General features: G+C 50.8%; 9 protein-coding genes and 2 pseudogenes. All 11 read left to right on the top strand.

Annotation, left to right across the window (positions count from 1 at the left end):
• The first annotated feature begins 41 nt into the window (after positions 1 to 41).
• The 11 genes and pseudogenes from AD669_RS09970 (at position 42) to AD669_RS09935 (ending at position 12,470) form a co-directional block, all read left to right on the top strand.
• A complete protein-coding gene (locus tag AD669_RS09970; RefSeq protein ID WP_007919523.1) occupies positions 42 to 557 on the top strand; it encodes an Hcp family type VI secretion system effector in 516 nt (171 codons plus the stop codon).
• Between the two features lie 91 nt (positions 558 to 648).
• Positions 649 to 2,691: a type VI secretion system tip protein TssI/VgrG gene (gene tssI, locus AD669_RS09965; protein ID WP_053119203.1), complete on the top strand. Its 2,043-nt coding sequence runs from the start codon at positions 649 to 651 to the stop codon at positions 2,689 to 2,691.
• On the top strand, positions 2,681 to 3,421 hold the full coding sequence (locus tag AD669_RS09960) for a DUF4123 domain-containing protein (protein ID WP_053119201.1): 741 nt from the start codon (positions 2,681 to 2,683) through the stop codon (positions 3,419 to 3,421). The genes tssI and AD669_RS09960 overlap by 11 nt, the downstream gene beginning before the upstream one ends.
• Complete coding sequence (locus AD669_RS09955) at positions 3,418 to 8,406, top strand: RHS repeat-associated core domain-containing protein (protein WP_256218834.1); 4,989 nt, start codon at positions 3,418 to 3,420, stop codon at positions 8,404 to 8,406. Before AD669_RS09960 ends, AD669_RS09955 begins: the two co-directional genes overlap by 4 nt.
• Positions 8,406 to 8,717, top strand: a complete 312-nt coding sequence (locus AD669_RS09950) for a hypothetical protein (RefSeq protein WP_053119199.1) — start codon at positions 8,406 to 8,408, stop codon at positions 8,715 to 8,717. The genes AD669_RS09955 and AD669_RS09950 overlap by 1 nt, the downstream gene beginning before the upstream one ends.
• A 184-nt stretch (positions 8,718 to 8,901) precedes the next feature.
• Positions 8,902 to 9,247 (top strand): annotated as a pseudogene (locus tag AD669_RS28075) (IS21 family transposase); the annotation flags it as partial.
• 231 nt (positions 9,248 to 9,478) lie between these two features.
• A complete protein-coding gene (locus AD669_RS28990; RefSeq protein WP_218187426.1) occupies positions 9,479 to 9,784 on the top strand; it encodes an SMI1/KNR4 family protein in 306 nt (101 codons plus the stop codon).
• A 685-nt stretch (positions 9,785 to 10,469) separates the two neighbouring features.
• Positions 10,470 to 10,814, top strand: a complete 345-nt coding sequence (locus AD669_RS28435; protein WP_156316135.1) for a hypothetical protein — start codon at positions 10,470 to 10,472, stop codon at positions 10,812 to 10,814.
• Between the two features lie 152 nt (positions 10,815 to 10,966).
• Positions 10,967 to 11,158: pseudogene (locus AD669_RS28070) on the top strand (HNH/endonuclease VII fold putative polymorphic toxin); the annotation flags it as partial.
• Positions 11,159 to 11,182: 24 nt separating this feature from the next.
• Positions 11,183 to 11,575 carry an Imm50 family immunity protein gene (locus AD669_RS28065; protein ID WP_082341419.1) on the top strand — a complete coding sequence of 131 codons (393 nt, stop codon included), beginning with the start codon at positions 11,183 to 11,185 and terminating at the stop codon, positions 11,573 to 11,575.
• 397 nt (positions 11,576 to 11,972) lie between these two features.
• Positions 11,973 to 12,470 carry a hypothetical protein gene (locus AD669_RS09935; RefSeq protein WP_256218833.1) on the top strand — a complete coding sequence of 166 codons (498 nt, stop codon included), beginning with the start codon at positions 11,973 to 11,975 and terminating at the stop codon, positions 12,468 to 12,470.
• Positions 12,471 to 12,710: the final 240 nt, after the last annotated feature.

The following is a 12,710-nucleotide window of genomic DNA, read 5'->3' as shown; positions in this document are numbered from 1 at the left end:
CCTCCGGGCACCTAAACTTTATTCCGCAAGGAGAGCACCCCATGGCAACACCAGCGTACATGTCGGTTACCGGCGAAAAACAAGGCCTGATCACTGCCGGCGCCTTCACCGCCGACTCCGTTGGCAACACCTACCAGGAAGGCCACGAAGACCAGGTTATGGTTCAGGCTTTCAGCCACGACGTGATCATCCCGCGTGACCCACAATCCGGTCAGCCAACCGGTCAGCGCGTTCACAAGCCAGTTGTGATCACCAAGGTCTACGACAAGGCTTCGCCTCTGCTGCAAGCTGCTCTGACCTCCGGCGAGCGCATGAGCGAAATCGTTATCCAGTGGTTCCGTACTTCTGCTCAAGGTACCCAAGAGCACTACTACACCACCAAACTGGAAGACGCGATCATCGTCGCCATCAACAACAAAATGCACAACTGCCAGGATCCAGGCAACTCGCACTTCACCCACCTGGAAGAAGTGCAGTTCACCTACCGCAAAATCACCTGGACCCACGAAGTATCCGGTACTTCGGGTTCCGATGACTGGCGTGCTCCAGTCGTTTAATTACGGCTGATTGTTACAAGCATCGGCCAGCTCTGCTGGTCGATGTTGTTTTCGCAACTCCAGATTTTTGTGACAGCACGAGGAACAAGGGATGTTCGCGCCGGCCAATGAAACCCACTTTGCCCTGACCATCGAAGGTCTTTCCGCTGACTTTCAGGTGTTTACCCTGCAAGGCCGGGAAGCCATCAGCCAGCCTTTTGTCTTCGAGGTGGAGCTGGTCAGTGAGCAGCCGTCGCTGGATCTCGAAACCCTGCTGCACAAACCGGCCTTTCTGCAACTGTCGCCCGACGGCAGCGGCATTCACGGCCAGATCTACCGCGCCGCGCAAGGCGATTCCGGCAAACGCCTGACTCGCTACTCTGTGACCCTGCGCCCGCAACTCGCGTACCTCGCGCACCGCGTCAACCAGCGCATCTTCCAGAACCTTACAGTGCCGAAAATCATCGGCATGGTGCTTGAAGAGCACGGTATCCAAGGCAACGCTTACGAATTCAAGACCGGTTCGATTTATCCCGAGCGCATTTACTGCGTGCAATACGATGAATCGGATCTGCATTTCATCCAGCGCCTGTGCGAAGAAGAAGGCATTCACTACCACTTCCAGCACAGCGCCATGGGCCACAAACTGCTGTTCGGCGATGACCAGACGATATTCCCGAAACTAGCGCCCGTGGCCTATCAGCAAGACTCCGGCATGGTCGCCAGCGACCCGGTGATCAAGCGCTTCGACCTGCGCCTGGAAACTCGCACCAGCCGCACCACCCGCCGCGATTACGACTTCGAAAAACCGCGCCTCACCCTCGAAAGCGAAAACCGTGGCGACGCCCTGCCCGACCTCGAAGACTACGACTACCCAGGCCGTTTCATTGACCGCGAGCGCGGCAAACACCTGGCCAACCGCGCCCTCGAACGCCATCGCAGCGACTTCCAGCTCGCCGAAGGCAAAAGCGATCAGCCATTGCTGGTCAGCGGCCACTTTCTCGCGCTGACGCAACACCCGAAAGCCAAATGGAATGACCTCTGGCTGCTCACCGAAGTCCTCCACGAAGGCAAGCAGCCGCAGGTGCTGGAAGAATCGGTCACCAGTGACACCACCGCGCTGAAAGACGATTTCCATCAGGGTTACCGCAACCGCTTTCAGGCCACCCCGTGGGACGTGCCGAACCGGCCACCGCTGAACCACCCGAAACCGCGCATCCTCGGCAGCCAGAGCGCCGTCGTCACCGGCCCTAAAGGCGAAGAAATCCACTGCGACGAATACGGCCGCGTCAAAGTGCAGTTCCACTGGGATCGCGAAGGCCTGGCTGACGACAAAACCAGCTGCTGGCTGCGTGTCTCCAGCGCTTGGGCCGGCGCCCAGTACGGCGGCATCGCCATCCCGCGCATCGGCATGGAAGTGCTGGTCACCTTCCTTGAAGGCGACCCCGATCAACCGCTGATCAGCGGCTGCCTGTACCACAAGGAAAACACCGTCCCGTATGAGCTGCCGGCGAACAAAACCCGCAGCACGTTCAAGACCCTCAGTTCTATGGGCGGTGGCGGCTACAACGAACTGCGCATCGAAGACAAAAAAGGTCAGGAACAGATCTTCCTGCACGCCCAGCGCGACTGGGACGAGAACATCGAGCACGACCAGAAAATCCGCGTCGGCAACGAGCGCCACGACACCGTCGAGCAAAACAGCTACAGCGAATTCAAAGCCGAAGAACACCACACTGTCTACGCCGACCGCAAAGTCGAAGCGCGCGCCAACGACCACCTCACCGTGGGCGTCAACCAGCACATCAAAATCGGCACCGGCCAATTCATCGACGCCGGCCAGGAAATCCATCTCAGCAGCGGCATGAAAGTCGTGCTCGAAGCCGGCGCCGAACTGACCCTCATCGGCGGCGGCAGCTTCATCAAAATCGACGCCGGCGGCGTGACCATGAGCGGCCCGGTGATCAACATGAACTCCGGCGGCAGCCCCGGCACCGGAACCGGCGCCGCCCCGCTGATGCCCGGCATCCTCAAACAGGCCGACGCCGACAAGGCCGGCCAAGTCCTGACACCGGCGCAAATCAACACCCTCAAACGCAACGCGCCATTCTGCGAAGAGTGCGAAAAATGCAAGGCAGGTGCCTGTGCCATCTGATCGACTGACACCCAAGTACTGGCTGGCACAACAGCCGCTGCAAACTGGTGAGCGACTGTATTTGGTGATCAGCGCGGCGAGCGATGGCGCGCCGCTAAAACCTTTTTATCAGCAAAATGCCGCGCCACAACTATTGCCCATCTGGAGCGGAACGCCTTACGCCGACTGGCTTCCGGTCATGCCTTATCTCGCTGAGATCACGGCCGGTACGCGTTTCCTCGAATGGGTGGCCGAAACCGATGCATTGGATTGGGGCTGGCTGGCGGTATCCACCAGCGCGCCGGAAACGGTGCTGGAGCATTTGCGCAGCCTGACTCAGGTAAAAATGCCGGACGCTACTGAGGTGTTTTTCAGGTTCTGGGACGGTCGACACATCTACCCGATCATCGAAGGTTTAGGCGCCTCAGCAGGCGAGTTGCTCCCGGTATTCCAACGCTATTTGATCAACGGACAAACCCTTGAGGTCGGCATAAGAACTGTACCTCCCGCAAAACAGTGGCCGTGGTGGGAGGTGCCCCAATCGCTGTTGGATACCCTCGCGCAAAAGGATCACACCACCGTCGTCGAGAACCTGATGCAGTGGCTATCAGAGGATTGCCCGCAGTTGTACTTCGAATTCCCTGAAGCCAACTTGCGCAGAAAGGTTGAGCGCTTCGTGCGCCAGAACCCAAACACAGAAGATATGGCAGAGCGTCTCGCTGCACAGCTGACAAAGGAAGTCACGTCATGAACGACCCAATTGGTACCTTGGTTCTGCGCGTGCTGGACGCGAAAGCGCCTGACGTGAACCTGATTCTCAATGACTTCAAAAACTGCCTGAGCGATTACAAGGAGTGGGCAGACGGCTTCTGGACTGGCTGGGCGCTCGATGTCGACCAGACCTTCAAGGTCGGTAACGAAGTGACTATCACCGAACGGAAAACCGAAACCGGCGCGGTGAAAACCTATGCTACCTGCCCTTTGGTAGGTGACTTCACGCTGATTCACATGTTCGAGTCAGCGCGCTTCGTGCCCATTGGTAATACCCCCGTCAAACTGGAGCCTGTCACCAAAGGCACCTTCTACGACGACGTCACCGGCCCGGTTATCGAAACCATGATCGGCCCAAGCGGTATCAAAGTGATCGAAGGCGCCAAGAAAGGGCAAACCTATCGCATCACCTTTTTCCCCAACGTATCTCAGAGCGATGTGAAGGCGCTCTATGATTCGTATCAAGGTGTCATCGGCAAACTTGGCGGCTGGCTGCAAAGTGAATGGTCGGGCAAGTTCCAGCCACAGTGGGCCAGTTACTCGGCAGCGGATCGTATCGGACGTTCGGAGATTTTGCTCAAAAGAGCGTTGAAAACTTTCGAAGAAGCCCTGCTGCGACTCTGGGATGACATCAAGAGTCTCTTCGAGCTGCTAGCGCATCCGGAGAAAAACTATCAAAAGCTGAAGAACTACCTGACAGATATTGAGATCGACAAACTTTACGCGGCATCTAAAGAGTCGATCGCCTCGGGGCTGCTGATCCTTAGCGACGAACCCCTGATGTTCATCTACGTATCGGCAATCGTGGCGTGGGTCGGTATGTTGCCGCCACAAGTTGTGGTTGATGTCATCGGAGGGATCGCCTCGGAGTTTCTGATCAACGTAGTACTCGGTATCTGCCTCACTGGCGGCGCTGGTCTCGCCATTCGACTGGGAACGAAAGCCCTGTCTACCGTGAAGTCCGGCGAAGCGGTCAAGTACCTTGAGGATCTCGCCTCAACGCTGATGACCCTCAGCAACAAGCACAGCCTGCCAGCGCACGCGGAAGTGTCGAAACCCGTCATCGCTAGCGCCAAAAACGTCCCGATGAAGCCTGCTAAAACGGCTGCATTGAAGATCGATGAAGCCGCTGCTGAAGCGCCGAAAGGGGCTCCGCGCAACCAAGTGGCGCAAAAGCCTCCCCAGAAGCAGCTACCTAAAACGGCGGACACTCCGAAGCAAGAGGTCAAGGATGCCTCGTCGTTTCCACGAGACAAAAAACATAGCGGCTCGTTACAACCGAAAGAAAAAGTCGACGACGCGTCTAATCAGTCCAAAACACCCGATGACAAAAGTGCTACGTGCGCCAAAAAGACCTGCACCAATGGCTGCCCTGTCTCTATGGTTACGGGCGAAGAGTTGCTGACAATTACTGATGGTGAGCTCGGTGGCTTGCTGCCGTTCAGTTGGACTCGCCTTTACCGAACCAGTGCAGCTGAGATCGACTGCGGCCTGGGCTATGGCTGGAGTCATGCGCTCGCACAACGAGTGGACATCAACGGCGATGAAGTTGTATGGACCGATCACGAAAACCGGGTCACCACTTTCCCACTGCCCAGCGTACAACGGCCGGCGATCACTAACAGCCTTTCGGAAGCCGCGATCTTTCTTGGCGACGATCCATCCGAACTCGTGCTTACACAAGCTGGCGATAAACCGCAGTTCTATCACTTCCGCTTCAACAGCAAAGGCGCGACGCTGATCGCCATAAGCGACCACTACGACAACCGCCTGCATATCACGCGAGACATCCATGGGCGTATCAAGCGCGTGGATAATGGGGCCGGCCGCGCCCTACTCGTCCGTTACGACCGCAAGCACATTGTCGCCATCGATTATCAGCAATTTATTCCGGCTGACAATCTTGAAGACGCCTGGAACACCGTCCAGACGCTGACCACTTATGAATACGATGCTCAACATCGCTTGATCAAAGCCACTAACGCGCTGGGAGAGTCCGAGCGTTACGCCTACAACGAGCAAAACGTCATTCTTGAGCGGCAACTCGCCGGCGGCGCAAGTTTTTACTGGGAATGGGAAAAGGAAGGCAAGTCCGCGCGTTGCATTCATCACTGGGCAAGTTTCTCTCAGATGGATGCGCACTACGCGTGGGATGACAAAGGCAGCGTCACGGTTACCAATGCCGATGGCAGCGAAGAGGTCTACACCCACGATGACAAGGCACGACTCGTCGCCAAAGTAGATCCGGATGGTGCTGAGCACTTAAAGGCCTACGACGACAAGGGCCGATTGATCGCAGAAAAAGACCCGATGGGTGCGGTCACCGAGTATCAGTACAACGAAGCAGGTCGCTTGGTCGCGGTGATTCCGCCAGAAGACGCGCCAACCACTTACGAGTTCTACAACGGCTTTGTCCGAGTGGTGAATCGCGGTACTGCCAAGTGGATTTACTGGCGTAACGACCAAGGCGATATCACCGAACAAATCGACCCTGATGGTAACTCGACGCACTACAGCTACGACCGCCAAGGCCGCTTGCTGGAGATCCGTCATCCCGACGGCAGCCGCCACCAGCTGGGTTGGAACAACCTCGGCCAATTGTTGGAGGAGCGTCTGCCCGACGGTGGCCAGCGCAAGTACCGCTACGATGCCCTCGGCAGACAAATTACGCGTCAGGAAGAAACCGGAGCGATCACTCATTACCAATGGGATGCCGCTAACCGACTGGCACAGATCACCCTGCCGGGAGGCGCTAACCGCGCGTTCACATACAACCCGTACGGGCGCGTCACCGCAGAACGCGACGAGCTTGGGCGTATTACTCGCTATGAATACGCCGACAATCTCCACTTGGTCAGTCGTCGAATCAACCCGGATGGTAGCCAACTTCGTTATCGCTACGACAATGCGCGCCTGCTGCTCACTGAGATAGAAAACGAGCGCGGCGAAAATTACCACCTTGATTACTACGCCAACGGCCTGATCCAGCAGGAAACCGGTTTCGACGGGCGCCGCACCGCGTACGAGTACGATCTCAACGGGAAGCTGCTGAAGAAAACTGAATTCGGCGACGATGGCAGTGAGCTGGTTACCGCGTATCAGCGCGACACCTCTGGCCGCTTGCTGGTCAAAACCCTCGCTGACGGCGAAGAAATCCATTACAGCTACGACGCATTGGGTCGCCTGGTAAACGTTAACGATGGCCTCTGGCCCCTCGCCTATGAATACGATGTACAAGACCGACTGATCACGGAACACCAGGGCTGGGGTACCACGCGTTACGAGTACGACAGCGTCGGCCAACTGAGCCAGTGCCGACTCCCCGACGGCAGCACGCTCGATTATCGCCACTTGTCCGGCGGTCGGTTGAGCAGTATCGACCTCAATGGTTCGCGCCTGACTACGCACCAGTTCGATGCTGGCCGTGAGCAACAGCGCCAACAAGGCGTTCTGCTCAGCCAATACCAATACGACGAACAGGGAAGGCTTCAAGCGCACACCGTAGGTCAGCAGGATCGCAATCTGTTCCAGCGTCGCTACAACTACGACTCCAACGGCAACCTCGCCGGCATTGACGACAGCCGCAAAGGCAATCGCAGCTACCATTATGATCCGCTCGATAGGCTGATCAGCGTTCGCGGCGCCACACCCGAAACCTTCGCCCATGACCCCGCCGGCAACCTGCTGGGTCAAAGTGACCTGCCGGCTGCCAACCTCGCCAACGTCAAAGGCAATCGCCTGCTTATGCAAGGCGACCGGCATTACGACTACGACGCCTACGGCAATCTCGCCCGCGAACGCCGCGGTGCCGGACAAAAAATCGTCACCGAATACCAATACGACTGCCAGCACCGTTTGATTGGTGTCAGCCTGCCCGGTGGTAGCAATGCCAGCTACAAATACGACGCCTTTGGCCGTCGCATTGAGAAAACCGTTAATGGTCAGACCACCGAGTTCCTCTGGCAAGGTGAACGCCTGATCGCCGAAAGCGCCGAGAATCGATATCGCACCTACATCTACGAACCCGGCAGCTTCCGCCCACTGGCCATGCTCGATGGCGAAGGCCCCATAAAGGCAACGCCGTTCTATTACCAACTCGACCACCTAGGCACCCCTCAAGAACTCACCGCCTACAGCGGAGAGATCATGTGGTCGGCGAAATACCGTGCCTACGGCAACTTGGCGGCGTTGGACGTCGCCGAAATCGACAATCCGCTGCGCTTCCAAGGTCAGTACTTCGACGCCGAGACGGGCTTACACTACAACCGGCACCGTTACTACAATCCAAACACAGCACGTTTTCTGACGCCGGATCCAATCAAACTTGCAGGAGGATTGAATAACTACCAATACGTACCTAACCCGACAGGATGGGTGGATCCTTTGGGCCTAAATACCTGTCCTGGTGGAGATGGATGCAAGCCCCCCACCGGCATCGAAGATCCTATATCCAATTCGAGCGTAGACGACCTCACTAAAGCCCCTGAGCTAGCGCAGCCAAAACCAGATTTCTACGTAGGTCCCTCGGGCCCGGACTCCACAATGCCCTCAACTGGATATCGCTATATTCGATACAAAAATGATGATGGCACTCTCAACAAATGGGGTCAGGACGCAATAGAAACGAAGAGTCAGGGGGTAACCTACTTCGGATTCGAAAAACATGAATCAGGTAAGGACGCAAGAAATGCATTTCAGGTTAAAGGGCCTGAACATGGACCCGACGAAAATGGTCCTGGCTCATGGAGCGATGCGCGCATCAGGGCTGAATTTGATACTCTGCAGCTCTACGCTGACGGGAAGCCGAGAGCACGAGTTCCTTTTTGGAAGGGTGATACTGACAAATCCCAATTAGAGCCGTTAGCTAAGGCTTATAGAAAATACGGCGATGGGGGAGCGCAACAACTTCATCTTGATGGTCAAAAAGTGAACTTCGATAAAGTTGATATACTCCCGGAGAAGTAATGAGAACCTTTTACATAATTGCCAAAAAAGATATGGAGCCAAATTTTCCGCATAGCTCAAGCTGGCCGAAAGTTATAGGCTACTCATTCGCAGATAAGTATTTTTATCTATCGGAGGGCAAAGGCCATGGATTCGCCGCGAACGACATGCCTGAATCAAAAGCGAAGAGGCCAGAGTGGCTTGAAATATTTTCAGCCCTAGATGCGTTCTGGTTTTTAGATTTAATCGACAACACAAACTTCACAAGCGAAAAAGATTTTTTTGATAGAATAACGACAATGCTCGGCAGTGTAGACACGATAGACTTCTGAAAACAACATAATAATAACTAATACAACACGGAAAGGTTAAAACATTCAAAGCCACCAACAGAACACCATTATCAAGTGTTATTGAACTCTACTGGTGTTCTGTAGCATAGGACTTACAGCTTCGCTTCCAACTTATAGTTTTTACAGCCAGCTCACAGCGCTTGTACGTTCGTGGTGAGGTGAGCAAGGCAAGTCTTTACGCGCTTTTGTACCGCTGACGTTTGCACTCGTAGAGTACTTCCAGTTTGACTGGAGCGAAGAAGGTCTGCTGATCGGTGGCTTGTTTCGACGCATCCAGGTCTCCCAGCGCCAGTCGCGCATTTTGCTTGGTTGCGTATCCCACACGAGATGCTGTTAGATGCCCATACTCGCTCGTTTGGCGCGTAAGGCGGGGTGCCGCGTCGCGGCATCTAAGACAACATGAAAACGGCTGTCGACAAGGTCAACAAAGGCAAAGGTCCACGGTCAATGCCCGGTTTGTCGTCATGTGTGCCCACTACCTATTCGATTCGGGCTTCTGCAACGTGGCTGTACTTCACGGATACATAAACCCGTCTCTTAAAAATGCACGAAAAGCATGATAGAAAGGACGAACCAAAGACCTTGAATGAGTATAGTCATGCATTACTATCAAGACCTTATAACAAAGTTCGACAATTCGGATGAAAAAACCTTTTGGTTTGGCCCAACAAGTACCGAGCAAATTGAAAAACTCGAAAATGTTCTTGGACTAAAATTGCCTCAAGACTTTTTTTGATTTTTTGGTTGTATGCGGTGGTGGTGGCGCAGCGGATTCAGAAATATGCGGAATTGAGGACAACGATGCAACTATAGACAATGGCGGAACAGTAAATTACAGCACCACGCGCTGCCGAGCAGAATTCGAACTACCAGGGCAATATGCAGTCATCTACTTCAAGGACGATGAAATTTGCTGGGCAATTGACTGCAGCCCATCTGAAACCGGGAAAATCATTAGCTATGACTTGTTTAAGAAAAAACCATCAAAAAAAATAGCCGATAATTTTTATTCTTTTTTCAAAGAATATGTCGAACTTAGAACATAACACCCATATAACTTTAAAAAGCAACCAACCCAACAAAAAAACAAAATATTCACCACGGAAAAATAATATAGATTCATTTTCGAAGGCATTAAAATGAATCTATCACCGTTCACAAGCGGAAAAAAATCAATTGGCAACACAACTTTAATCAATGCCACATCTACAACATGCGGAAATCAATGGACTGGTCGTCATTATTTTTCCAATCATTCAGATTTTTTATCTTGAGTATTGAGCGTAAAAAACAAGACACTTTATACATGATTGATCATGATGGAAGAGATGGCGGTTGATTTTTTATAGAAAAAACCGCCCCTAACAAATACAAAGAATAGATAAAAGATTTTTCACACAATGGACGACAAAGAGAAGGCCAAGCAGTGCGGAACTTTGCTACAGACAGTCTAAATAGTAAGGTTACGGAAACCGAAGGTATCCTACCTGCCTGACATAGCTAATAAGATCAGTGGATATGAAAACAAGCCGCCTACTCCGCAGTGCGCGATGGAAATGTATTTGATCACGGTGGCTCAAAATATAAATCTTACAGGTCAGAAACCCCGATCTGCTTCAACAACGGAAAACTAATAAACTGGATAAGAATTGAGCTTTCAAAAGCCAGCGAGTCTGTAATCCAAGTTTCCCGCCGCCCCCAAACAAGTTAAAAAATATATGAGCAACGTAAATGAGATCAAAACTTGACTACAAGCTGCAGCCTATTCGAGTGCCAAGCGGCTGGACAATAACAATCAACAATCTATTTGAAGTCGAGTTAACACCGGAGACCAGCGACTGGTTTTCCAGCTCAGTGCTGATTGGCGGTGTTCGACGCAGTACCGGGCATTGCTTTGACTCGAGAGTGGAGCCAGAAGGTGACCCTAACGGAGAATTTGTGATTGATTTCCTGACAATCGAATACGACAAAAAAGGAAAACCGATTAAAAACTCCGAAAATTTTCTTTTTGAATTCAGAACAAAAAGCAAACTCGAATTTATCGAAAAAATTGAAAACCTCATGATTGAAATCTAAACAATCAAGCATTGTTTTCAGAAAAATTTATTCTCCAAATAATCCAAATCAAAAAAATATACCCACTCTTACACCTTAAAAACAAATCTGTCACTTTTATACTCCTGGGTTAAATTGGTGCTAGATAGCGACGAGTTACAACGGCGCGGAAAATAAGTGGAGGGAAACCGTTTTTTACAAGAGAATATCAATTCACACGTAATGACGGATCCAAAGTAATTAACCAAGATCACTCAGCAGGGCATCAATACCACGAACCAGGAAATAAGGGCTACCTGGCAGCTCACTTCAATCTGAGACAGATTAAAAACCCAAGAACAGGCAAAATACCTGGTGCAAAAGAAAGCTATTACTTCAAGGAAAAAAAAATGAAATACTGGAATGAATTAGACGGAAGCTCGTTCTTCAACAGAATTTTCACAACTCCAATTTCTATTGGAGAGGTAACGCTTTTTTCTTTAAACATAGACAACAACAGATCAGCAGTAATCCTTGAATTTGACATCATGGAGTATCCAGAATCACCTCCAACGAAGTGGATCCAGTCTGGTTTCAACACCTGTCGAATCGGCCTCAACTGCAGTAATATTGACGAATTTCTAATAAAAAACATCCCTATCAAACAAAGCCTAACCATCACAATATCAAATGAATTTGGAAGTTATAGGATTCGTGCAATAAGCGACGATTCACTAATAGAATTTACAACAAAACATCCTTTATTATGTGGCCCCTCCGCCTATTTCAATTCATCAGATTAAACCGACCGGTTAATGAGTCGCGCTTATGAATTCCGGCCGCAGCATGGCCGAACAGTGACAATTCGAGCACTCTTTGGGACATGTAAAAGCAGGGAAAAGCCGGCACCATAATTCCCTTTAAAAGTAATCGAAAAACAACGTTAAAACTATTCAGGGCATTAAAAAAATGAGCTATTTCGATGATAAAATCGAAAAGAACTTAGTAACCTTCGGCATTTATTATGAAAAGCTGGAGTAGACCGATCATGACAGACTTGTCGTACGAATTAGTCAGAAATTCCAATTTACAGGTTCTAAAATTGCCTGGAGCTCTTTTCTAGATAGCATATCTTACTCAAAAAATAACGCAGACAAAGCATTGTTAGAAATATCAAAAAAACAAAAGATCTTGAAATTAATGAAATTATTTTCATCGGAGACTCGCTCACTCAAAGTTGGCCGTGCGGTAATCTCCCCGATGTATCTCCAGGACACTTTAAAAATGAAAATAATTTGCAGAAAAAACAAAATAGACAACAGCTTCACCCCTGACACTGTTTCAAGGCTAAAGCGCTATATATCAATCGGGAACAATGAGCTCGACATCGAGCCCGGAAAAGAATACGTAGTTTACGGAGTAGAATTCTGGGATAACTGCCCTTGGCTATATATTTGTTCCGAATCCTATCACGAATATCCGAAGCCATACGCATCAGATTTTTTCAAAATATCGGACAATAAACTCTCAGCACAATGGATCCTAAAATCCCGAGAAACCCATAATCATAAAAACAAAACTCAACTTGTATTTCCCGAATGGGCTGACGACGAGAGCTTCTACGAAAAATTAATTGACGAGAACAAAACCTGCATTGATATCTTTAAAAAACATAGAAAAATTATGGATACCGAATAAAAAAGACAATCATCAATACCCAACCAAATAGTGAACCAATACACTCCCAGCGTGGAATTAATTTCACACATTCTCGACAATAAATTCAGCATTTATTAAACCGATCCAAGAACCAATATTCCCATCCAACACAAAAAAAGAATCTTCCAACATATTAAAAAACTAATTTCAAGAAGCTCGACATTGTTTTCACGAAATCAAACAAAATAATGCTTCTTGCACGTAATACCGCTATTTTCT

Source organism: Pseudomonas sp. P1.31 (assembly GCF_001269815.1).
In the GTDB taxonomy this organism is placed as follows: domain Bacteria; phylum Pseudomonadota; class Gammaproteobacteria; order Pseudomonadales; family Pseudomonadaceae; genus Aquipseudomonas; species Aquipseudomonas rustica.
Note: the sequence above shows the minus strand (reverse complement) of the source record. Positions and strands in the feature narration are given on the sequence as shown.

Bases quoted from the DNA above. Each gene is read 5' to 3' on its own strand.
- AD669_RS09970 (WP_007919523.1), top strand. From the start codon at position 42: ATGGCAACACCAGCGTACATGTCGGTTACCGGCGAAAAACAAGGCCTG.
- tssI (WP_053119203.1), top strand. From the start codon at position 649: ATGTTCGCGCCGGCCAATGAAACCCACTTTGCCCTGACCATCGAAGGT.
- AD669_RS09955 (WP_256218834.1), top strand. From the start codon at position 3,418: ATGAACGACCCAATTGGTACCTTGGTTCTGCGCGTGCTGGACGCGAAA.
- AD669_RS09950 (WP_053119199.1), top strand. From the start codon at position 8,406: ATGAGAACCTTTTACATAATTGCCAAAAAAGATATGGAGCCAAATTTT.
- AD669_RS28435 (WP_156316135.1), top strand. From the start codon at position 10,470: ATGAGATCAAAACTTGACTACAAGCTGCAGCCTATTCGAGTGCCAAGC.
- AD669_RS28065 (WP_082341419.1), top strand. From the start codon at position 11,183: ATGAAATACTGGAATGAATTAGACGGAAGCTCGTTCTTCAACAGAATT.
- AD669_RS09935 (WP_256218833.1), top strand. From the start codon at position 11,973: ATGAAATTATTTTCATCGGAGACTCGCTCACTCAAAGTTGGCCGTGCG.